Raw genomic sequence first — 23594 nt, 5'->3', positions numbered from 1 at the left:
TGTTTCAATGCTTATCCACAGGATGCTTCCATTTATTTCAGTAACTTTTTTACTTCCTTAAATAATTCTTTGTTTTCTTCAATCTTTTTCTCATTGCCGATGACACAGATATAGCCGGCATCCGTAATTGATTTCACAATACCGGATAAAGCACGAATATCCTTAATAGAAACTTTTAATATCTCATCTCTTTCCCTCTGTAAATCCTCCATGGTAATTCCGGCCAGATACATACTTAGGGATCGCTTTCCTTTGGACTGCGGTGTTAACGGCGTATCCAGAGAACTGATGGTGCCGATGATATTCTTAGTAATATCCCTTTCATCCGCATCATAGTTGGCTACAAATTCATGGCATTTTTCATATATCTGATTTGTCTCTTTTAAGTTCGGATCCCGGTAGGAGGTAAAATATGCGTCGCCGTCTACGCCGGAAAAGTTACACATGCATCCATAAGCTCCGCCCTTTACCCGAACATTATTCCAAAGGTAATCATAGCTTAAGATAATCTTTAACACTTTAAGAGCTCCGGTATATTGATAGCCTGCCTTAAGGAAATTACCAGCACGGGCAACATACTGTACCTGCATAGCTGTTTTAAAGCCTTCGTTATGGCAGGTAGGGACCATTTCCTGCCTATCATACTCTTCATAAGCTTTATCTTCTCTATCCTTTAAGCCGATGATAAATGCCGGAAACTGTTTTTTCAAAAGACGAATTCCTTCTTCATCTGCAGTGATACTGACAAGAAGCTTATCCTTTCTGAATATTATCTTCATCAGTTCTTTTAGTTTTGAAACCGCTTCACCCTTTTTCTCATCAAATTTTACTACCAATTCCTCCAAGAATTTATAGAAGGTGATACCGGTTGTTATTTCCTTAAACAGCCCATGGGCAGAATAATATGACATGGCCCGGTCAACTGCAACAGAATGACCCGAGGAATTAAAGCGCATCTGCATTCTGGATTTCATCTCATCTACAATCTCTTTCAGCCTCTTTGTATCGTCAAAGTAGGTCCGATATAGCATCTCCTCCATTAGCCGGAACGCTTCCGGTAACTTATGATATAAAACCTTAGTACTAAATTCGAATACCGGCAGATATTGATCGCTTCCCTTGATTGCAAAGCTTTTAACATCTGTACTTATCCCACCGGTATGAATATTAATCTCATTGGAAAGCTCCAGATAGCTATAATTCTCTGTATTTACATATCCAAGGATTAGAGATAAGAGTGACATATAGGGAAGCAGATCCTTAGGAATGTCACTGACATCGAATAACAATCTGAGATAAGCAATCTCATTGGTAAATACATTATGGTGTATCACCTTAACATCCTCTACCTTAAGCTCAGTGTTATAAAGAGGCTGTACCTCCTTGCCGATATCCTCTCTAGCAAGCAAAGGAATCGCCTCCAGCTCTTCCTTGGTGGAGGGTTTTTCCTGAAACTCTCTTAGCTTCCTTGTTTCTTCTATGATGTTATCTATCTCTTCTTTTGAAAGACCGGCCTTATAAGCAGACAGTTTATTCTTAACTGCCTCCTCTCTCTCCGTATTAAGTCCTGCTTTCGGTTTTAAGACAATCATAGTAGAATGCGTATTATTAAGCAGATAATCGCGAATTAACTGTTCATAATAACCGGTTCCAATCTTTTCTTTTAAACGGTCATATAGAACAGTATCTTTTAGGCTCTGGAAGGGGTTATTGTCATCATAAAGCCAGATACCCATAACGCGAAGACCATACATAAGCCCTTTGGGAAATGCGCCGTAATCCGCTTCCCGATATTTAAATTCATAATAATTAATTGCAGCTCTCAGAGATTTTTCATCAACTCCCTCTTCGGCAACCTTAGTAAGGGCTTGCCTTATCGTGGTTAAGAACTGTTCCTTCTTATCTTCGTCACTGTTTTTTGCTACGATGGAAAGGGTTGGTTGCAGATATTCGCTCAGATAACTGCTTAAGATATCCTTTCCCATCTGCGCATCCAAAAGTGCTTGTTTTACCGGCGCCCCCGGTGCATCAAGTAATACATAATCCAATATCATAAAGGAAAGGTTAAGCTCTTTCGACATCGTCGTACCGATTACGGTATTGTAGCTTAGATAGGTATTCTCGGCTACATCTTCACCTTCTCCCAGAGGATAGTATGCAACAATTTCCTTCATTACATCAAAACCCTTCTGAAGTGTGATTGCTGAATTTACCTCCAATCGGTCAAACTTTCCAAGATACTCCTGATCCAACCACTGTAATCTCTCCTCAAAATCCATATCGCCATACAGATAGATATAGCTATTGGATGGATGATAGTACGTCTTATGAAAATCCAGAAATTCTTCATAGGAAAGCTCCGGTATAAAGTCCGGATCACCACCAGATTCCACACCGTAAGCTGTATCCGGGAAGAGAGAGTTGAGATTCATACGAAACAGCATCTGCTCCGGTGATGAGAAGGCTCCCTTCATCTCGTTATAGACGACACCGTTATATTTTAAATCATCCGCCTCATTTTCCAACTCATAATGCCAGCCCTCTTGTTGGAAAATCTCCTTACGCTCATATATATTAGGAAAGAAAACCGCATCCAGATATACATGCATCAAATTCTTAAAATCCTGTGTATTCTGACTTGCAACCGGATAAACGGTACGATCAGAATAGGTCATTGCATTTAAAAAAGTATTTAAAGATCCCTTTGCCAGTTCAACAAAAGGATCCTTCGCAGGAAAGTGTTTTGAACCGCATAATACCGAGTGCTCAATAATATGCGCCACCCCGGTACTGTTCTTTGGCGGTGTCCGAAATCCGACGGAAAACACTTTATTATCATCCTCATTAGCAATCAGGGCAACCCTTGCTCCGGTTTTTTTATGGAACAGTAATATCCCCAATCCGTTTACATCATCTAATTTATCCTCAAAAGCAAAATCGTATGAGAAAGGAACCTTAAAATTCATATTGAAACCTCCTGTCATATATCTTCGCAATAAGTATGGCAATATATAGTAAGTGCTTATTCATAATAACATAATTTCTTTGATTTGTCATTTCTTAGATACATAAAATGATTACGAAAATGTTACAGAATACTACAAAGTTTGTTTGACTTTTTTCATAAATTATGCTAAATTTAGACTATCATTACTAATAATAGTAATGCAATTTTAATCGTTTTTTTAGGAGGCAATTTTTATGAAAATGGGAACAGTTAAGTGGTTTAATGCAAAAAAGGGGTTTGGTTTTATTTCTGACGAAGAGGGCAATGATGTTTTCGTACATTTTTCCGCTCTTATGATGGATGGGTTTAAGGTTCTTGAAGAAGGCGACAAGGTTGAATTTGAAGTTGTTGATGGCGATAAAGGCCCTCAGGCAGCTAATGTAACAAAGTTATAATCACAGCGAAAATAATGTAATTTGTATAGATATGGATGCATATTTGATCTGAGTGTTTAAAGCATTCTGCAAGCAAATCAGTGTTTCTATATTAAGTTTATATAAAAATAGCGAAACCCTATGATAAGTGTCAAAATACCTTTAGTGGTGCTTTGCTTAGCACTATTTTACATTTATTATTGCATCGCTTGCGAATACTTATGACATTCAATCATTTTCGTTATAAGTAGGATGGGTTGTAACATAGGGGTTGTTTCAACAGCCTCATAAGATAGAAGAACAGGAAAGCATGATATATAAAGTCAACTTTCCTGTTCTTTTTATGATAATTGGTTCAGATATTTAAGTACATACAATCTCTTTCATATCTTAGGTCTAATACAAAATTATTCTTATTCATAATTAAACTTGTTTAATTAATCGTGAGCCAATTAAGTGCCTCACTTTTATCTTGAAATACCTTGATATCTGCTCTTGAAAATCTAGTAACAGCATCAAGTGCAATTCTGTGTAAACCTCCTAAACCTATCAAAGCACTCGCTTTTACATATTGCTTTGTACTTGCAGTTTGCTCTTTAAATAAACTAATTACATCTTTATTAAAGTGCATACCTTCTACATTCGTTAAAGTGAGAACTGTTCCCTCTTTTTCTTTTTTAATAAGTTCATTTGCCTCACTAATAATTTGAGGAAGTTCAGAACTCATACAACCTGAATAATCGAAATAAAACACCTTTTTTCCTATGTGCGTTACTGTGTTAATCCTAGACATATGTGCCTCCTTAAATAGTGATAATTAGTAGAAACTAGTAAAAAAACCTAGAATAATTAGAGATTTTATCATATTTTGGCGATATATGTCTACTTAAGTTATTTTAGAAATATCCAACAAATTATATAAAAATTAATAATATATTGAGACATCTATGCTTCTTAACACTTCCCTAGTGTTTGAAATGTCTCATACCGGTGAACACCATAGCGATTCCATATTCATTACATTTCTTAATGGAGTCTTCATCACGGTTTGCACCACCCGGTTGAATTATGGCAGTAATTCCTGCTTTGTGAGCCGCCTCTACACAATCATCAAACGGGAAGAAAGCATCGGAAGCAAGTACCGCTCCTTTTGTAGCATTTTCATTAATTAGCTCTGCGGCATGTTCAATGGACTGCTTCGTTGCCCATATTCGATTTACCTGTCCGGGACCGATACCAACAGACTGTTTATCTTTGGCAAGGGCAATACCATTCGATTTAACAAACTTCACCACTTTCCAGGCAAATCTTAAGTCTTCCATTTCCTTATCGGTAGGAACGCGATAAGTTACTACCTTTAAATCTTCTTCGTTTAATAGTTTACTGTCAATCGTCTGAACAATCAGTCCGCCGTTTACCTTCTTTAAATCATATGCATTTTCATCCTGAGGCACTTCAATGTCCTTAAGCTCTAATAAACGGATGTTTTTCTTGGTTTGAAGAAGCTCTAAGGCAGCCTTTTCAAAGGAGGGAGCTACTACCACCTCTAAAAAGATTTCCTTCATCTCCTGGGCAACCTCTAAGGTAATTTCTCGATTCGCAACTACGATACCTCCAAAAATGGATACCTTATCCGCTCCAAAGGCTTTTTTCCATGCACCGTAGATGTTATCCGCACTGCCTACCCCACAAGGATTACCATGCTTACTGGCAACCACAGTGGGTTCCTTGAATTCCTTTAATAATTCTAATGCTCCATTGGTATCATTGATATTATTAAAGGATAATTCCTTACCGTTTAGCTGAACTGCATCAGTGATAGAGCCCTTCTTCTTACCAATCTCACGGTAAAAAGCTGCAGCCTGATGAGGATTCTCACCGTATCTCATGTCCTGAACCTTCTCAAAGGTCATAGTTAGAGTTTCCGGAAGCTCTTTATCATTTCTCTCTTTCTTAAGATAATCAGCAATCATAGTGTCATAGGAAGATGTATGCATAAACACCTTCTGCATCAGATAGAATTTCGTATCAAGAGATATTTCATTGGTCTGTTTTAGTTCGGAAAGCACCTTATCATAATCTCTCGGATCAACAACAACTGCAACATCCTGATAATTTTTAGCAGCAGAACGAAGCATAGTGGGCCCTCCGATATCAATATTCTCCACTGCTTCCAAGCGGGTAACTCCATCCTTTAAAATCGTAGCCTTAAAAGGATAAAGATTTACAACCACAATATCAATGGTTTCAATATTTAGATCTGCCAGCTGCTTCATGTGCGAAGGATTACTTCTCATGGCAAGTAAGCCCGCATGTACGGCCGGATGTAACGTCTTCACTCTTCCATCCAAACATTCAGGAAATCCGGTAAGCTCTGATACTTCGATTGCCGGAATGCCGGCTTCCTTCAGTTTACCATAGGTACCCCCGGTTGATATAATCTCCACTCCCAGGGAAACCAGCTCCTTAGCCAACTCTACTATACCCGTCTTATCCGATACACTGATCAATGCTCTCATATTTTCTCTCCTTTTTCTTAAAATTCATTCTACTTGTGTCTTCTCACAATTATCTACAACGATTAAGGCTACTATGGTCTCAGGTAAAGCCCTGAGAAAAGACACTTTTGTTATTCTACAAAAAATTCTACACTACTTAAATGATGAATGCAATTTATTAATACTTATGTTTCTTATCGTTTTTTCTAATATATCAATTCGTTGTAAAAAACTCCAAAGTTACTCATCTTTGTTCTTAAAATTTTCACGGTTTTTACCAATGTAAGCTTTTTAAATAGAACCCAGTTGCATTCGTTTAGAAAGTGTACTATAATGCGTATTGAATTAGATAAAGGTTAAGGAGAAATGTTATGCATAAAAGAAAGCGTTTCAAAATTACTGACATACTTATAGGGGTTGTTTTCACTCTGTTTTTTATTTCCCTATCCGTGATCATCACGATTAATTTTAGGCCGTTATACTATTTTGATGTGAATTATCTAAACATAGTGGAAACCTCCGGTTATAGTAAAGAAGAAATCATTGATAATTATAATGCACTCATCGATTACTCCTCACCCTTTTTCCAGGGAAGATTAGAGTTTCCAACTCTTCCCTCCTCCGAGTCCGGTATACAGCATTTTGAAGAAGTCAAAAATATTTTTACATTCTTTTATTTGCTTGTCGCACTCTCCTTCATTATTGTTATTATGATAATTCTACAAAAAATCAAGAAAAAGGATTACAGTTTTTTACCAGTATCAGCAATAACAGCCATAGTTCTTCCGCTTACGTTAGGTCTTTTCATGGCAATAGATTTTGATACCTCGTTTCTTGTATTTCATAAATTATTTTTTAATAACGATTATTGGTTATTCGATCCGGCAACTGACCCTGTTATTAATATCCTGCCGGATACATTCTTCCTGCACAGTGCGTTGCTTATTATATTACTTGTATTATTAGGAAGTCTAAGTCTTTACCTTATCTATCTTCATCTAAATAAAAAAACCGGTATCAAACACCGTAAAATCAAAGGAATTAAGATATAATAAAATATGTATATGCCATGAAAAAATTGGTGAAAATGTTTGTAATGATATAGTAAAAAACCATAGTCGGTTATCTATAAAGGAATCTGTCAATATAATACCAAAGGAGTAAAAAGTATGAGAAAGACAAAAATTATTTGTACCCTAGGCCCATCAACAGACGACGATAAAATCTTGAAGGATTTAATTCTTTCCGGTATGGACGTTGCTCGTTTTAATTTCTCTCATGCAGATCACGCAGAGCATCTGGGGAGATTTAGAAAGATTGAACAATTTAGAAAAGAGTTGAACATGCCAATCGCTACACTACTTGATACCAAAGGACCGGAAATTCGAATTGGTACTTTCAAGGATGATAAGAAAATTCAACTGCAGGCAGGTCAGACCTTTACCCTATATACCGAAAAAATAGAAGGTAACGAAAACGGCGTATCCATCAGCTATCCGGAATTAATAAATGATATCCTCGTTGGAACCACCATATTAATTGATGATGGTCTAATTGAGATGTCCGTAATCGAAATAGCTGATAAGAAAATTGTCTGTGAAGTTAAGAACGGCGGAACTGTATCAAACAAAAAAGGTGTTAATGTTCCCGGTGCTCATCTGTCCATGCCTTTTATCAGCGATAAAGACAGAGAAGATATTTTATTTGCAATTGAACATGGATATGATTTTATAGCCGCTTCATTTGTTAGAACAGCAGAAGATGTAAAGGAAATCAGAAGAATACTTGATGAGCATAACTCACAGACAAAAATAATTGCGAAAATAGAAAACTTGCAAGGGGTAGAAAATATTGATGAAATCATAGAAGCTGCGGACGGTATCATGATTGCTCGTGGCGATATGGGTGTTGAAGTTCCTTATGAAGAAGTACCCGTGATTCAAAAGATGATTATAAAGAAAGTTTATAATAGAGGTAAGCAGGTAATTACCGCAACGCAGATGCTTGATTCCATGATAAAGAATCCCCGTCCTACAAGAGCGGAAACCACTGATGTGGCGAATGCGATCTATGACGGTACCAGTGCCATCATGCTTTCCGGTGAAACAGCCGCAGGTTGTTATCCGGTAGAGGCTTTAAAAACCATGGTAAAGATTGCAATTCGAGCAGAAGCTGATATCGATTATAAAAAGCGTTTTCGTATCCAGGATGTCTCCCAGAATCCCGACATTACGGATGCTATTTCCCGAGCAACTGTTACCACCGCCCATGATTTGAATGCGAAAATGATTATTACCGTCACAACTTCCGGTAGAACCGCCCGTATGGTATCCAGATACCGTCCGGCTTGTCCAATCTTGGCCTGCACCACGGATTCTGTAGTATACAGACAATTAAATCTTGCTTGGGGTGTAACTCCCCTTATGATTGCCGTAGAGCATGATACCTTTGAATTGTTTGACCACTCTATTGATGCTGTAGAAAATGCCGGATATTTAAAGGATGGCGAACTGGCTGTACTTACAGCCGGAGTTCCACTTGGTATATCAGGAACCACCAACATTATAAAGGTTCAAATAGCTGGAAGCAAAGAATAATTTGCAATTATTCGTATGATAGCTTAGGATAATATCTTATGCAAAGATAAAATCGAACTATTTTCTTGTAAATACATTGCTTCGGATTTTTTATGTAATCTTTCTCTCTGAAATACTTAGTTAAGCATTTATAATTCGAATATTAGTTATATGAGTGATAAAAGATAGTTGATATTATCTTTTGCCAAAGAGCAAAAACTGTTGTATATTTATTAATAAATTGCTATTATAAATTATAGATATTAACTTGAATCAACTCAGAAGGAAGGGGAAAGTTACATATGAAAAAGCAGGACTATATCAAATGGGATGAATATTTTATGGGAATTGCTCTTTTATCAACCGAGCGTAGCAAAGACCCAAGTACCAGTGTCGGAGCCTGTATCGTTAGTGAGGACAACAAAATTCTCTCCGTTGGTTACAACGGTATGCCAATCGGTTGCTCCGATGACGATTATCCTTGGGACAGGGAAGGTAATGGTCTCGATACAAAGTATTTTTATGTATGCCATGCAGAACTAAACGCTATCTTAAATTATACGGGTACACATATGAAAGGTGCTAAAATCTATACAACTCTGTTCCCATGCAATGAATGTACCAAAGCGATTATTCAAAAAGGAATCACTGAAATCATATATATGTGTGATAAATATGCAGATACCGAATCTGTAATAGCTGCAAAACGTATGCTTGACTCCTCCGGAGTAAAATACAGGCAGTATCATCCTATCGGTAAGGATATTGTGATATCTTTATAAAGTTATAATCAATATATTAAATGCATTCCTTACATGCGTTTTTACACAAACAAGTGAACCGTAAGTCGCTTCACTTACATAAAAATAAAAGGCTCCCTTCCTGAACCATTCATTAAGGGAGCCTTTCATTTTTTATCTTTATATTTTATAGTTATTACTTATGTCTTAGTCATAAGCTGTAAAACCTGTAAAATGATCCTCATTTACATCCTCTGCATGAACCCATCCAAGGCTGCCATTTACCCGAACCTGAATCCATTCCTTATTATCGGTAGCTACCATCTCCACTTCACTTCCTGCTCTTAGGACAACTGTATCTGAAACCAAATCATTGGATCTGTATGCAATCATATCCCTTATCACACTTAACTTAGAGGAAGTAACATAGTGTTCTAAACCTATTATTCCATGGTCCACCAGGGACACATTCGCCGGTGAATAAGTAAAGGTGTTCCTTCCAAACCAAGTATGATACCTGGCTATGATATCCAGTCTTACCGGAGCATTAATTCCTATATGATCAAGGTAAACCGCTTTAAAATTAAAATCAAACATCTTGGTCTCATCATATTCCTGTTGCGGTGTTATCATCCCGGGAATCGTACCAAGACTATAATATCCGTAGTTCATATCCGGAGTCTGTACGATTCCGTAAAAGCTCGTGGTATAATCGTCACTGGGTCCAAAATCAATGATACCGATCAGATTTAATTTACTATCATAAGTATCCGAAAACCGAAGAATAACAAAATACTCCGTTTCTGCAAACATTACATCAACTTCAATGGGATCATATCCCTCCACTGAGATGAGCCCCTTCGTTGTATTATATGTAATAGTTTCTTTAACTCCATCTTCATCTAAATCAAATAATACAGGTACATTGGACTTATATTTATAAAAGGTTGTACCATTCTTAGAATCATAGGATGCCAGCAGAGGACTTTCATCAGAAGAATCGTCTAAAGGCATAGGATCCGATTGGACCTCTTGATTCTCGCCAGATTGAAAGGGTCTGCTGACAAAATCCATCTGTACTGGTAGATAAGCCTCCGTCTTAGACTCTTCCTTAAGAACCTGTAATAAATCATTCTTTTCTACATATACCAAAGGATATTTGGCTTCTGATTTTAGCCCTGTATCTCCTACCTTGATATCATCCGTTAATTTTGAAAAGTTATTTAACCCCTGAACCGGTTGATCATTGTCATCATAATATTCTGTTTCATATCTGAGTTCATATACCAGTTCCAAAGCTCTTTTCATTTTCTGATAGGTATCCGGTTCAACTGCCACCTTAAAACCAAAATCCTCTATATTACCATCTGAGATCCAATACGCCTTATATAATCCAAAGACATCATCCTCTGATAGCCTCTCAAATATGTCATAATTAGAAGTATTCGGAAGCATGTTAATATATATGATATTCTCTTCCTTGGTGTAGATACCCTCATACAGATAATTGACATTCTCATACAACGGTGGAGCAACGCTATCCATAGGTAAAATTGCATTATTCAGTACTTCATATTCGTTAGAGCGACGAATTACTTCTTCGACAATTAACTTAGCATAACTCAGTCGCTGATCTTCATTAAACACATCATACTGCCGATTAAAGTAATCAATGGCTCCCAGTAACCCTTCAGTTTTATAAACGGTATCAAAGCTCTCTAAATCCTGAGTGGCATTAGAAGTACTATCATTCTCTGTCTTCTCCTGTTCTGCTTCTGAATATACATTTTTAGCCGTTTGATCTGCTTCTTTTTCATTGGCTTTACATCCGGCAAATATTACTGCTATACATAATACTAATAGTAATCTTTTCATCGCTCACCTCATATTTTATATATTATTTTGCTTATCTTCATTCATCTTTATAATTTCATCCATTATGTCTTTCTTAAGCTTCTCCCACTCAGTTTCATTTTCCACATAATAGAGCGGACAGAGCTTCCCTGATACATCATAATGCCTTATGATATCTTCTTCTCCCAGGTTAAATTCCTTATATAGGACTGCCGCCAATGCAACCAGAGATTTATAGGTTTCTTCATTAAACCTGCCGGTCTCGTCCGGATGACAGCACTCTATGGAGATGGTATCCTTATTTCGTTCATTGGATGCATAGGCAATCTCTGTTAGGGGAATGCATTGTATGATTTCACCCTCTAGTCCAATGATATAATGACTACTGGCAGATGTCGTTTTTTTTCTTGCCAAGCCTTCAAAATAATTGCGATTTGCACTCGCAGAAGTTCCCGGGTTTGCCGTATAATGAATTACGATACCGTTAACCTTCTTAAGTTTCGTCTGAGGTCTGGAGTACCGGTTTGGTGTCAGATACTGCTTTGATACAACGGTTCCATTGGATAAGGTAACGGTGACCGCTTCTGTTTTATGTCCGGTGTTATTAAACAACGATATTAATAATTTACCGATTACGAGTGCCGATACGGTAAAAATTGCTATCATCAAGGTGATTACCAATATAACCATAATTTTATTTTTAAGCCTCTGCCTTCGAAGCCACTCTTCCTTCGATAGTATCTTACTCACAATATCACCCTTCAATCATGTGTATATTTCTCTGACTCATTCGTTCCATACTAAACAAAAATAATTCTAATTTCCTGATGCAAATACTAAATAAATTAGATAATCTTTACTCATTGTATAAATTATCCATGGTATTGTCAATCTCTTCACTATCTGAACTATCTGTATCTTATTCTTTACCTGCCTTTGTCTTCGCGCATATGAAAGTGAAAACGGGCAAGAAAATCTGTTTTATACAGTTTTCCTGCCCGTATATATTTATATTAGCTCGAATAGGGTACCTACTAAGTTATGAAATCTTGCTTTTATTCTTCAACACTATAGTTTGGTGCTTCCTTCGTAATATGAATGTCATGAGGGTGGCTTTCTTTTAAGGAAGCCGCTGTAATCTTAACGAATTTACCTGTTTCCTGAAGAGTTTCTATGTTCTTGGCTCCACAATAACCCATACCGGATCTTAATCCTCCGATGAGCTGGAATACGGTATCTTCCACTGTACCCTTATATGCAACACGGCCTTCCACACCTTCCGGAACCAGCTTCTTGGCATCTGTCTGGAAATAACGATCCTTACTTCCCTTTTCCATCGCAGCAATGGATCCCATACCACGGTAAACCTTATACTTTCTTCCCTGATATAGTTCAAAGGTTCCGGGGCTTTCATCACAACCTGCAAAGATACTTCCCATCATACATACGTTAGCACCGGCTGCCAGAGCCTTCGTAAGATCACCGGAGTATTTAATACCTCCATCAGCAATAACAGGAATACCATAGCTTTTTGCTACTTCATACGCATTGATAATTGCTGTAATCTGCGGAACACCAATACCGGCTACCACTCTGGTTGTACAAATAGAACCGGGTCCGATACCAACCTTAACGGCATCCACACCCGCCTTAATCAGATCCAGAGTTGCTTCTCCTGTTGCCACATTACCTGCGATAATCTGCGCCTCCGGATATGCATCTCTAACCTTCTTAACTACCTGTATTACATTTGCAGAATGACCATGAGCCGTATCAATAACAATAGCATCTACCTTGGCTTTAATGAGGGCATCTACACGGTCAAGAATATTATTCGTAATACCAACTGCTGCCGCACATAATAATCTACCCTGTGCATCCTTAGCAGATAAGGGATATTTAATCTGCTTTTCAATATCTTTAATTGTAATAAGACCCTTTAGGTTTCCTTTCGCATCTACAATCGGAAGCTTCTCTTTTCTGGCAGCACCAAGAATTTTCTTAGCCTCCTCCAGGGTGATTCCTTCCTTCGCTGTAATGAGACCCTCAGAGGTCATGGACTCTTTAATTTTCTTTGTAAAGTCTGTTTCAAACTTTAGGTCACGATTGGTGATGATACCTACTAATTTCTTGCCATTTACGGTAATCGGCACACCGGAAATCCTGTATTTTGCCATCAACTCATTCGCGTCCTGTAACGTATGTTCCGGAGACAGATAAAAGGGATCCGTAATAACACCGTTTTCAGAACGTTTTACCTTATCAACTTCCTCAGCCTGTTCCTCAATCGACATGTTTTTATGAATAACTCCGATACCACCCTGTCTCGCCATTGCGATTGCCATTCGATTTTCAGTAACAGTGTCCATACCGGCACTCATTAATGGAATATTTAGTCTGATTTTCTTGGTCAGATTCGTTGATAACTCAACTTGATTCGGGATAACCTCAGAATAAGCAGGCACTAATAATACGTCGTCAAATGTGATTCCTTCACCAATAATATGACCCATTTTTTTAATCTCCTCACTTTCTTAATAGATGTAGTTTATAGTTATATAAGTTACTTTTTCATTTCAACATATCCATGTTGATTTTGGTTGTTGTTATAAATATTTTTATTGGTAATTTATTTATGATTAAAATATTTTTACAAGTATATCTAATAATCCATACCTTGTCAACAACAATAAAATAAATTTCTCTTGTTTCATTTCAATGTTTTTCTACCGACATCATCTGTTTTTTATGCGCATACAAAACGGGAAAACCGACAAGATTTCCGACACAAATGTGAATCCTACCGGGAAGGCTTTTTATTCTATAAGAAATTCGGAGAAATTTTTCTAAAACAAAAAGACCGATATCAGCGTCTATATGATATCGGTCTGTAAACTTTATATTTCTAATTTTCGTTTTCATTTCTTATTCTAGTAACCCAACTTAGATTTAATCTCTTTCTATCTAACAGGATTCCTACTTCATTGCTTTTTAATACGGTGATAATTTTCTCGGACTCTTTTGTTTGATCATACCAATCATTTTTTCACTGGGCTCAAACAAAATTCTGTATTTCTTGTTATCGACATTTGCAATAATAACATAGGGTTTACTTTCCTTGGTGCCGGAGGAGAAATCCTTCTTATCCATCTGAACATGATTGTAGGAATCTAAGGCATGAGAATTAATCGGAGCCATGATTTCCACCTGCTCAAAATCAATTCGCAAGATCTGCTTTCTCTTCGCCTTACCCATAATCTTGTCAAAATCCAATTGTCCGTCAACAAAAACATATTCATATTCTACATTCAGCCTGGGTAGCAGATAAAATAATACCACCACCATAGCAATTCCCACAATACTAAAAATTTGTCCTAAAAACATAGCAATAAAGCCTATGATAATCCCGACAAACATAAGAAAACGAAGTGCCAACGTTGCCGTCGTATCCTTTCTTTTAACACCCGCTTCTGCATAAAGTTGATTCATTCTAACACCTGTGCCTTTCTATTATTTTCACGGCCTACTAACTCCTCTGTTACTCTGATCGAAGTGATCATGATGGAATGGCCTGTTTAGAAGTTACTCGTGCTGTACTATACCTCTACCGTCCAATTATGAGTATCTTCTATTCTACCTAGCTGTATTCCTGTGAGTGTATCGTAAAGTTTCTGGCTTACCGGACCGATACCACCATCCTGTACCTGCATAATCTGATCGCCCCAACGAAGACCGCCTACCGGAGAGATGACTGCAGCCGTACCGGTTCCAAATACCTCTTCCAGGGTGCCGTTTTGATAGGCTTCATATATCTCATCAATGGAGATTCGGCGTTCTTCAACCGCTAATCCCCACTCTTTACATACTTGGATAACAGAATCTCTGGTAACACCGGGAAGAATACTTCCTGTTAACAAAGGTGTAATTAATGTGCCGTTAATCTTAAAGAAGATGTTCATTGCACCGACCTCTTCGATGTATTTTCTGTCAACACCATCCAACCACATTACCTGAGAATAACCCTCGTCATGGGCTTTAACCTGTGATCTTAAAGAAGCCACATAATTACCTCCGGTTTTTGCTTCTCCGATACCACCTTTTACCGCCCTGACATACTCATCCTCAATCCAGATCTTAACCGGATTAAGTCCTTCCGGATAATAAGGTCCTACCGGTGAAAGGATAATCATGAACATATAACTGTGGGATGGCCTTACTCCAAGGAACGGATCCGTAGCTATGATAAACGGTCTGATATACAAAGAGGTTCCCGGCTTTGTGGGTATCCATGCTTCATCAATCTTAACAACTGTTTTTACTGCTTGTACAAAGTCCTCAATCGGAATCTCCGGAATACAGATTCTTCGATTGGTTCTGTTGGTTCTTTCCGCATTTTTATTCGGACGGAACAACAAGGTTCTTCCATCCTCTGTCTTATAAGCTTTTAAGCCCTCGAACATCTCCTGCCCATAATGAAATACCATAGCGGAAGGCTCTAATGAAATCGGTTGATAAGGAACGACTCGGGGATTAATCCAACCCTTTCCCTCTTCATAGTTCATAATAAACATATGGTCCGTAAAAATGGTACCAAATTTTAAGGGATTATCTGCACTGGGCAGCTCCTTCGGGGTTTTCGTCATTTCAACTTTGATATCGAGCATTCTTATCATCCTTCCTTTTCTATCAGCATCGGCAAACATTCCATCTTTTTGCGTTATAGCTGACTTGTATCCTATGATTGTTTCCTAAAAATTATATATTTTATATAGTAGTATTACTATAGGATTTTTTCAAGTGTTTTTAACGTATTTTTCCTATTAAATTATATTAATTCCTATTTTAAACCTAACTGTTTACTTCTTTTTTTCATATTTACAGAAGGTATAGGTTAAATCATAATAGGTTTGTTCATCTGATTCTCCCGTTAGAATCCAATCCGGTCTCTCATCTAAATTCGGGAAATAGGTATCTGCCTCATATGCATAGTCAATTTTAGTCACATGGGCCACATCGCATAAATCTAACATTTGCTTATAGATTGTGGCACCACCGATGATATAGATATCCTCAGATGCATAACCCTTGACCGCCTCTAAAGCTTCCTCGATATTCTTAACTATAAGTGCATCCTTTACTTTATAGGTTGGGTTTGAAGTAATCACTACATTCAGACGCTCTTTGAGGGGCTGTCCTCCCGGAAAGCTCTCCAAGGTCTTTCTACCCATGATGACAGCTTTATGTATTGTTTCATCTCTAAAAAATCTTTGGTCTGCGGGAATCCTCACTAGGAGCCGATTCTGATACCCGATAGCCCAGTTGTTATCCACGGCTACAATAAGATTCATTTATATTCCACCTTTCTACCAATAAGGACCCGTAATCCTAGTCCGCAAATGTATTCATTTATTATATTATATTATATTGAATGCAAATCCTATTTTATCACTATTCTTGTTTAGGAATTGTATATAATAAATAGTTCTTACAAATTCATATGTCTAGCAACAAAATTACTAATTACATCTATATTGTATAAAACTCCGTTATACCTTCATATGATTTGAAAACGCACAATATAGACTCATAATAAGACTATACAGCAACCGGGATATTTTCCACCTTAGGTCCATGCTGATAATTTCTTAATTCAAAATCCTCAACCTTAAACTGATAGAAATCCTTAACATCCGGATTCATCCAGAAGGTTGGTGCTTCAAATGTCGGTCTCTCAATCAGTTCCTTAATGACCGGGATATGTCTGTCATAGATATGGGCATCCGCAATCACATGCACCAGCTCTCCCACTTCATAGCCACAAACCTGTGCCAGCATATGCAAAAGGACGGAATACTGGCATACATTCCAGTTATTCGCCGCCAGGATATCATTGGAGCGTTGGTTAAGTATCCCATTTAACACCAGCTTTTCGCTGTCCGATTTTTTCGTAACATTAAAGGTCATACTATAAGCACAGGGATATAAATTCATCTCATGAAGATCCTGATGTACATAGAGATTTGTCATAATTCTTCTGCTGTAGGGGTTATTCTTTAGGTCATAAATTACCCGTTCAACCTGATCCATCATTCCTTCTTTATATTGATGTTTTACAGCCAACTGGTAGCCATAAGCCTTACCGATCGAGCCGTCCTCATCCGCCCAACTGTCCCAGATATGGCTGTTCAGATCATTTATATTATTGGATTTCTTCTGCCAGATCCAAAGTATCTCATCGATACAGCTTTTTATTGCCGTTCTTCTGAGTGTTAACGCCGGGAATTCCTTAGATAAATCATAACGGTTTACAACTCCGAATTTTTTTATTGTATAGGCGAAGGTCCCATCCTCCCATTTCGGTCTGACCTTTTCACCCTCGGTACTCGTTCCGTTATCGAGAATATCCTTACACATAGAAATAAAAATATTATCTGCTAAGCTCATACATCATTTCCTCCCCGGTTATTTTTGACGTTTATCAGATCTATATTTTGTACGATAGCTTATATACCTTGGAACCAGATATAAGGTAGCACACAAGTTTCATTCCTTGCATACCCTATTATCTGTCACTATATAAGCAAAAATCAGGTTACTTTCTTTCAATATTGTACCTCACACAGACAGAGTAAGCAAGGAAAAATGTAGCCCTTAATACTTTGTATTGTATCAAAAACTTTATTATCTAACATAATTGTTGCATGCAAATACCGAATTTATTCGATACCTGCATGCAACTATATACTTTTGGGAAAGCCTTATTAAGTTTTTCGGCATACTGCTATTGCCGTACCAAACCTTTATCTATGTACCTTTTTCTATTAATTAATGTCATTTGTTTATAAGCAAACCAACTGGTCCTCAATATATTTCTTGATATTAGAAGCATTGACATATTTCTTTGCTACGCCGTCCTTAATTACGACTAAGGTAGGAGCCTGCATAATACTATATTCTTTCGCAAGGTCCGCATTCTCTTCCGCATCGACAACTGTGAAAGAGAAATCCTTAAGTGCCTGTTTCGCCAGATGGCAATTCGGACAGGTCTTAGTCGTAAACAGATATAAGCCGTCACCCATCATACTTTCTTGTTCCAGATCAAATCCGTTGAAGCGTTCTGCTACTCCAACCGGCATTTCTCTTGAATTCTCCGGTTCATAAAGTCTTCTGTTTTTATATTCCTGAGACTTACCGTCATTCCAGTTTTGCACCGGACGATAATAACCGGTGATACGGCTGTAAACCTCAGCCTTTTCTCCGCAATGAGGACAGGTAAATTTCTCTCCTTCCAGATAACCATGGGTCTTACATACGGAATAAGTAGGTGACATAGTATAGTAAGGCAGCTTATAATTCTCTGCAATGGTTCTTACCAGCTTCGCAGCTGCTTCCCAATCCGGTAATTTCTCTCCTAAGAAGGCATGGAATACGGTTCCTGAGGTATAGAGAGTCTGTAATTCATCCTGAATATCCAAAGCCTCGAAGATATCCTCTGTATAGCCTACGGGCAGATGGGAACTGTTGGTATAATAAGGGGTATCTCCCTCTTTACCGGCAGTCTTAATATCCGGGAATCTCTTTCTGTCAAACTTCGCAAGGCGGAATGAAGTGGATTCTGCCGGAGATGCCTCTAAGTTATAGAGATCACCGTATTTCTCCTGATAATCGGACAGACGCTCTCTCATATGATTCAATGTCTTTATGGCAAAGTTCTTTGTCTTCTCATGGGTCATGTCTTGGCCAAGCCATTTTGCATTCAGACCCACTTCATTCATTCCCACCAGCCCAATGGTAGAGAAATGATTGTCAAAGGAACCAAGATATCTCTTCGTATAAGGATACAGACCTTCGTTCAAGAGTTTTGTAATAACGCCTCTCTTAACCTTTAAGGAACGAGCGCAGATATCCATCATTCTGTCAAGACGGTTAAAGAATTCTTCTTCATTGGCTGCCATATAAGCAATTCTTGGCATATTGATCGTAACAACACCAACCGATCCTGTACTCTCACCGGAACCGAAGAAACCACCGGTTTTCTTTCGAAGTTCACGAAGATCCAGACGAAGTCTGCAACACATGGAACGTACATCGCTGGGTTCCATATCGCTATTTATGTAATTGGAGAAGTAAGGTGTACCGTATTTTGCTGTCATTTCGAATAACAAACGGTTATTCTCCGTATCTGACCAATCAAAGTCCCTGGTGATGGAATACGTGGGAATCGGATATTGGAACCCTCTTCCGTTGGCATCGCCCTCGATCATAATCTCAATGAAAGCCTTATTGACCATATCCATCTCTTTTTTACAATCCTTATATTTAAAATCCACTTCCTTACCGCCTACGATACAAGGCAATTCTGCCAAATCGTTTGGTACGGTCCAGTCAAGCGTAATGTTAGAAAACGGTGCCTGGGTACCCCAACGGCTGGGAGTGTTAACACCATATACAAAGGATTGGATACATTGTTTTACTTCTTTATAGGTTAAATTATCTATTTTCACAAACGGAGCCAGATAGGTATCAAAGGAGGAAAATGCTTGTGCTCCTGCCCATTCATTCTGCATAATACCAAGGAAGTTTACCATCTGGTTGCAAAGGGTTGATAGATGGCTTGCCGGTGAGGAGGTAATCTTTCCGGGGATTCCGCCAAGACCTTCTTTAATTAACTGTTTTAATGACCAACCGGCACAATATCCGGTTAACATGGATAAATCATGCAGATGAATATCTGCACTTCTGTGTGCATTTGCAATCTCTTCATCATAGATTTCTGATAACCAGTAATTAGCCGTAATTGCACCTGAATTATGTAAGATAAGACCACCTACGGAATAAGTTACTGTAGAGTTTTCCTTCACTCTCCAATCCTCTTCATTCACATAGTTGTTAACGATATCCTTATAATCAAGGATCGTAGATTTCATATTACGAATTTTTTCTCTATTTTTACGATATAGGATATATGCCTTTGCAACATCCGTATATCCGGTTTGCTCCAATACATTTTCCACACTATCTTGGATGTCCTCTACGTGTATTTGATCATCCTTAATCTTCTTCTGAAAATCCGATGTTACGCGAAGTGATAATAAACTGATAATTTCTTCCGTATAAAATTTCTCCGTGGCTTTGAACGCCTTGGTTACAGCGTCACTAATTTTTTTTAAGGTAAATTCAGCGACCTGACCATCTCTTTTTACAACGTTAATCATATGTAACTGTCTCCCTTCCCGCTCTCTTAAAGTAGAGATATCTGCACAATTTCTTATGAATAAATACTATCAGAAAAGAGCTGGATAGTCAATACAAAAATACTAGATATATGAAGATTTTTTATATCTTACACAATATCTAGTATTTAAATTAGTTATTAATTCCTATAAAGTATTTGGTATAATATGCCGATAAACACACGGTAGCTCGGTAACAACGAGCTAAAATATCTTTGAATACTCTCAACCGAAAGTTCTATTATACACATAAATTCTAAGATATTCTGTTGTTAAATATATCTTTTTCAATCACAAATATCCTTTTAATTACCAATTCATTCTTTATTAAAATGATAAACATCTACTTATCTAGTGTCTCATATGATTTTGACCAAATAACATAATGCCATTTCGCTGTTGCATAAGATTTGATTTTTATTTCAACTACATTTATATATCCGTCTTTCATTATAAAGTAAACACCGCATAACTACCTATTACTTTCGCTTACATAATGTTATAAAACCTTACATTCCTTGATAGATATCCTTCGGTACATAGGCTTTAACGAAGATACCCTCCTGCCTATATTCCTCTTCTAAGAGCTGACCGTATTTACGGATCGCCTGAATCTTACCCGCTTCTTGATAGGAAAATACTCTTTCCACTAAAACTTTTCTCTCTTTTAACACCTTTTCAATCAGATCAAGAAGCTTATCCACATCCTTACCGGTCTTGGCTGATATTTTCACCGTATAATCCGCTTTAAAATCTTTCATAATCTGTTCAGCTTCTAGCTTATCCTGTTTATTGAAAGCCGTAATAATTACTTTGTCTTCTATCCCAAGCTTTGTCAGGGTTTCATATACAATATGCATCTGTTTATAAGCATCCGGATTGGAGCTGTCAACAACATGTAGGATAATATCTGCATATTTCGCTTCCTCTAAGGTTGAACGAAAAGAATCAATTAAGTGATGGGGGAGCTTGCGTATAAAACCTACTGTATCAGTCATAAGAATTTGCTGACCGCTTTCTAAATTTAGATTTCGTGTGGTTGGATCAAGGGTTGCAAACAGTTTATCTTCTTCCAATACTCCGGCTTGCGTCAGATGATTTAGTAAGGTGGATTTACCGGCATTGGTATAACCCACAATAGCGATTACAGGTATTTTACTTTTGCTTCTTAAGCTTCTTGCAGTTTCTCTGTTTTTCTTTATCCCTTCCAGTTCTTGTTTTAACTGCGTAATTCGTTCCTTGATTAAGCGGCGGTCAATCTCCAGCTTTTTCTCACCGGGTCCTCTGGTACCTATTCCACCACCAAGTCTTGATAAGGAATTTCTAAGACCAATCAGCCGGGTTGCACGGTATTTTAACTGCGCCAGTTCCACTTGAATTTTCCCTTCTTTTGTAGAAGCTCTCTTTGCAAAGATATCAAGAATTAGTACAGTGCGGTCAAGAACCTTAGTTTGAAGTGAATCCTCCAGATTTTTTAACTGTGCCGGTGACAGTTCATCATCACAGACAACCCCTGTGGCATCCATTTCGAATACCATAGCCCTGACCTCTTCAATCTTACCCTTACCGATATAAGTACCCGGATGTATTCTCTCCCGGTTTTGGATAATCTTTCCTACGGTGATAGCTCCGGCTGTATCGGCCAATTCCTCCAGCTCATCCAGAGACTGGGCCGTATCATCATTATCCGATACTGCAACACCTACCAGTACAAATCTCTCAATTTGTTCCTTTATCTCATATAAATCTGACATGCTCTACCTCTCAATATCATTCCTGTATACTATCATAAAACCATATTACCCACTCAAACACATTATCCACATTATGTCAATTATTTTCCTATATTATCCTAATTCTTACCTCTTTGAATTCTCATTACAGTCCATCCCCGGGAAATGAGATATCTTAATTTTCACAGATCACTTTTTCATTGTTCTTATATGTTCAGATAAATAAATAAGGCCTTTTCTAATACCAAGCTATCATTGTCCTTTCTTGATATCATCCGGGTTCATTAATCTGGTTGTAATAAAATCCAGTTCCTTCTCTGCCTCTTTATCCTCTGGGTAGCTTGCTTTATATTCCTTTAATTTTTGAATTGCAGTCTCAAACAGTCCAAGATTTTCATAAGCAATAATTTCATTTTTCTTTAATGCTTTCATCGTACCGGCATGTTTATAATCCATTCCTTTTTCCAGATACTTTATAGCCTGTTTATATTCACCGGTTGTCATCAGACTGGTTGCTATCTGGTTATAAACGAAAGGCGTGGTGATATTTCCTTCATCCAAATATTTATCATAATAATAAATTGCTGTTTCATAATCCTTCTTCTTACGGTAAATTTCACCAATATAGAAATACGCCTCAGTAAATCCGTTGGCAAAGGCTTCGCTGAGTTCTGCCAAGGCCTCATCATAACGTTCCTGATAATAATGCACCTTTGCCTGCATAAATCGGTCTTCCTTAGACTTTACTTCTATTGCTGCTGCCGCTTCTAAAACCTGCTTCGCTTCAGCTTCTTTGCCGGTATCCAGCAATAAATAGTATTTACCAAAATACCCTTCATAACTCTTTGGGTTCAGAGAAATTGCCTTGTCATAATCGATAAGACTAGCTTCCTGGTCACCAAGCTTTCTAAAGGTATATGCTCTATTACACAAAGCTACCGGATCATCGCCAAAGGTATTCAGAAACTCTGTATAGATATCCCTAGCTTCTTCATAAAATCCGATCGTCATTAAAGAGCTTCCCTTATAATACAATATGTCCATGTTGAGCTCAGATAATACACGCATTTGAAGTGCTTCATCGAACAGTTGGATTGCATCGTGGTAACGATACATTTGATAATAAGCAATACCCTTACCCCGTAAAGATCTTTTATTGTTTTCTTTTACCATAATTATATCTTTATCCAAATATGCTTTATCGAACTGTTCAATGGATTCTTCATATTGTCCAAGGGCGATTAAGGTCATACCATAATCTATGTAATAAATAGCTTTGTTGGGGTTTTGTGATATAGCTGCTTTAAAATTAGCAGCTGCTTCCTCAAAATTCCCGCTTAAAAAGCAGCGCTTTCCACTTCGATAATAACCACCGGCTGCACTGCACCCGGATAATATCATGACCATGATACATAATAACCCGAAAGAAAGTAGCTTCTTTTTCATCCTCTGCCCCCTATTTGAATTACTATAACGAAAGACTTGGCACCTAAACATTAACTATCTATTAATCCCGTGTTGTAAAGTAAAGATGAACGGAAAGATTTCTTAAAATATACTATATATTGTAGATATGTTT

At 37.7% G+C, this 23594-nt stretch carries 17 protein-coding genes; 4 read left to right on the top strand and 13 right to left on the bottom strand.

Annotated features, from left to right (window positions below):
* Nucleotides 1-32 precede the first annotated feature (32 nt).
* The gene (locus tag I5677_RS00935; RefSeq protein WP_197659679.1) at nucleotides 33-2966 is read right to left on the bottom strand and encodes an insulinase family protein; all 2934 of its coding nucleotides are present in this window, start codon (nucleotides 2964-2966) and stop codon (nucleotides 33-35) included.
* 235 nt (nucleotides 2967-3201) lie between these two features.
* Between I5677_RS00935 and I5677_RS00930 the strand changes: the two genes are divergently transcribed.
* Nucleotides 3202-3402 (top strand): cold-shock protein, encoded by a 201-nt coding sequence (locus tag I5677_RS00930; protein ID WP_197659678.1) that lies wholly within the window; start codon nucleotides 3202-3204, stop codon nucleotides 3400-3402.
* A gap of 412 nt (nucleotides 3403-3814) precedes the next feature.
* On the opposite strand, the gene I5677_RS00925 is transcribed toward I5677_RS00930, so the two are convergent.
* Nucleotides 3815-4174 carry a hypothetical protein gene (locus tag I5677_RS00925; protein ID WP_197659677.1) on the bottom strand — a complete coding sequence of 120 codons (360 nt, stop codon included), beginning with the start codon at nucleotides 4172-4174 and terminating at the stop codon, nucleotides 3815-3817.
* Nucleotides 4175-4346: 172 nt separating this feature from the next.
* A complete protein-coding gene (purH, locus tag I5677_RS00920; RefSeq protein ID WP_197659676.1) occupies nucleotides 4347-5900 on the bottom strand; it encodes a bifunctional phosphoribosylaminoimidazolecarboxamide formyltransferase/IMP cyclohydrolase in 1554 nt (517 codons plus the stop codon).
* 350 nt (nucleotides 5901-6250) lie between these two features.
* Between purH and I5677_RS00915 the strand changes: the two genes are divergently transcribed.
* The 3 genes from I5677_RS00915 to I5677_RS00905 all read left to right on the top strand — a co-directional run bounded on the left by I5677_RS00915 (nucleotide 6251) and on the right by I5677_RS00905 (nucleotide 9237).
* Nucleotides 6251-6931 (top strand): TIGR01906 family membrane protein, encoded by a 681-nt coding sequence (locus I5677_RS00915; RefSeq protein ID WP_206762653.1) that lies wholly within the window; start codon nucleotides 6251-6253, stop codon nucleotides 6929-6931.
* A gap of 117 nt (nucleotides 6932-7048) precedes the next feature.
* A complete protein-coding gene (gene pyk, locus I5677_RS00910) occupies nucleotides 7049-8476 on the top strand; it encodes a pyruvate kinase (RefSeq protein WP_197659675.1) in 1428 nt (475 codons plus the stop codon).
* A gap of 281 nt (nucleotides 8477-8757) precedes the next feature.
* Complete coding sequence (locus I5677_RS00905; RefSeq protein WP_197659674.1) at nucleotides 8758-9237, top strand: deoxycytidylate deaminase; 480 nt, start codon at nucleotides 8758-8760, stop codon at nucleotides 9235-9237.
* Between the two features lie 165 nt (nucleotides 9238-9402).
* On the opposite strand, the gene I5677_RS00900 is transcribed toward I5677_RS00905, so the two are convergent.
* From I5677_RS00900 to I5677_RS00855, 10 genes are all read right to left on the bottom strand, one after another.
* A complete protein-coding gene (locus I5677_RS00900; RefSeq protein WP_197659673.1) occupies nucleotides 9403-11070 on the bottom strand; it encodes an SH3 domain-containing protein in 1668 nt (555 codons plus the stop codon).
* A gap of 15 nt (nucleotides 11071-11085) precedes the next feature.
* Complete coding sequence (locus I5677_RS00895) at nucleotides 11086-11799, bottom strand: peptidoglycan recognition protein family protein (protein WP_330617766.1); 714 nt, start codon at nucleotides 11797-11799, stop codon at nucleotides 11086-11088.
* A gap of 305 nt (nucleotides 11800-12104) precedes the next feature.
* Nucleotides 12105-13562, bottom strand: a complete 1458-nt coding sequence (guaB, locus tag I5677_RS00890; protein WP_197659672.1) for an IMP dehydrogenase — start codon at nucleotides 13560-13562, stop codon at nucleotides 12105-12107.
* 478 nt (nucleotides 13563-14040) lie between these two features.
* Complete coding sequence (locus I5677_RS00885) at nucleotides 14041-14538, bottom strand: DUF6106 family protein (RefSeq protein WP_197659671.1); 498 nt, start codon at nucleotides 14536-14538, stop codon at nucleotides 14041-14043.
* 107 nt (nucleotides 14539-14645) lie between these two features.
* Entirely contained in the window at nucleotides 14646-15713 is a 1068-nt protein-coding gene (locus I5677_RS00880) for a branched-chain amino acid aminotransferase (protein ID WP_197659670.1), read from the bottom strand.
* Nucleotides 15714-15905: 192 nt separating this feature from the next.
* Nucleotides 15906-16397, bottom strand: coding sequence for a dihydrofolate reductase (locus tag I5677_RS00875; protein ID WP_197659669.1), 492 nt, complete (start codon nucleotides 16395-16397; stop codon nucleotides 15906-15908).
* A 247-nt stretch (nucleotides 16398-16644) separates the two neighbouring features.
* Entirely contained in the window at nucleotides 16645-17493 is an 849-nt protein-coding gene (gene thyA / locus I5677_RS00870; RefSeq protein WP_197659668.1) for a thymidylate synthase, read from the bottom strand.
* A gap of 395 nt (nucleotides 17494-17888) precedes the next feature.
* Nucleotides 17889-20264, bottom strand: coding sequence for a ribonucleoside triphosphate reductase (locus tag I5677_RS00865; protein ID WP_197659667.1), 2376 nt, complete (start codon nucleotides 20262-20264; stop codon nucleotides 17889-17891).
* A 527-nt stretch (nucleotides 20265-20791) separates the two neighbouring features.
* Nucleotides 20792-22036, bottom strand: coding sequence for a GTPase HflX (hflX, locus tag I5677_RS00860; RefSeq protein ID WP_197659666.1), 1245 nt, complete (start codon nucleotides 22034-22036; stop codon nucleotides 20792-20794).
* Between the two features lie 231 nt (nucleotides 22037-22267).
* The gene (locus I5677_RS00855; RefSeq protein ID WP_197659665.1) at nucleotides 22268-23461 is read right to left on the bottom strand and encodes a tetratricopeptide repeat protein; all 1194 of its coding nucleotides are present in this window, start codon (nucleotides 23459-23461) and stop codon (nucleotides 22268-22270) included.
* Nucleotides 23462-23594: the final 133 nt, after the last annotated feature.

Source organism: Mobilitalea sibirica (assembly GCF_015999265.1).
Taxonomy (GTDB): Bacteria; Bacillota; Clostridia; order Lachnospirales; family Lachnospiraceae; genus Mobilitalea; species Mobilitalea sibirica.
Note: the sequence above shows the minus strand (reverse complement) of the source record. Positions and strands in the feature narration are given on the sequence as shown.

Excerpts from the sequence above, each read along its gene's own strand:
- guaB (WP_197659672.1), bottom strand. The coding sequence starts at position 13,562 with ATGGGTCATATTATTGGTGAAGGAATCACATTTGACGACGTATTATTA.
- I5677_RS00885 (WP_197659671.1), bottom strand. The coding sequence starts at position 14,538 with ATGAATCAACTTTATGCAGAAGCGGGTGTTAAAAGAAAGGATACGACG.
- I5677_RS00865 (WP_197659667.1), bottom strand. The coding sequence starts at position 20,264 with ATGATTAACGTTGTAAAAAGAGATGGTCAGGTCGCTGAATTTACCTTA.
- purH (WP_197659676.1), bottom strand. The coding sequence starts at position 5,900 with ATGAGAGCATTGATCAGTGTATCGGATAAGACGGGTATAGTAGAGTTG.
- I5677_RS00875 (WP_197659669.1), bottom strand. The coding sequence starts at position 16,397 with ATGAATCTTATTGTAGCCGTGGATAACAACTGGGCTATCGGGTATCAG.
- I5677_RS00935 (WP_197659679.1), bottom strand. The coding sequence starts at position 2,966 with ATGAATTTTAAGGTTCCTTTCTCATACGATTTTGCTTTTGAGGATAAA.
- I5677_RS00900 (WP_197659673.1), bottom strand. The coding sequence starts at position 11,070 with ATGAAAAGATTACTATTAGTATTATGTATAGCAGTAATATTTGCCGGA.
- I5677_RS00880 (WP_197659670.1), bottom strand. The coding sequence starts at position 15,713 with ATGCTCGATATCAAAGTTGAAATGACGAAAACCCCGAAGGAGCTGCCC.
- thyA (WP_197659668.1), bottom strand. The coding sequence starts at position 17,493 with ATGAGCTTAGCAGATAATATTTTTATTTCTATGTGTAAGGATATTCTC.
- I5677_RS00855 (WP_197659665.1), bottom strand. The coding sequence starts at position 23,461 with ATGAAAAAGAAGCTACTTTCTTTCGGGTTATTATGTATCATGGTCATG.
- I5677_RS00905 (WP_197659674.1), top strand. The coding sequence starts at position 8,758 with ATGAAAAAGCAGGACTATATCAAATGGGATGAATATTTTATGGGAATT.
- I5677_RS00930 (WP_197659678.1), top strand. The coding sequence starts at position 3,202 with ATGAAAATGGGAACAGTTAAGTGGTTTAATGCAAAAAAGGGGTTTGGT.
- I5677_RS00925 (WP_197659677.1), bottom strand. The coding sequence starts at position 4,174 with ATGTCTAGGATTAACACAGTAACGCACATAGGAAAAAAGGTGTTTTAT.
- pyk (WP_197659675.1), top strand. The coding sequence starts at position 7,049 with ATGAGAAAGACAAAAATTATTTGTACCCTAGGCCCATCAACAGACGAC.
- hflX (WP_197659666.1), bottom strand. The coding sequence starts at position 22,036 with ATGTCAGATTTATATGAGATAAAGGAACAAATTGAGAGATTTGTACTG.
- I5677_RS00915 (WP_206762653.1), top strand. The coding sequence starts at position 6,251 with ATGCATAAAAGAAAGCGTTTCAAAATTACTGACATACTTATAGGGGTT.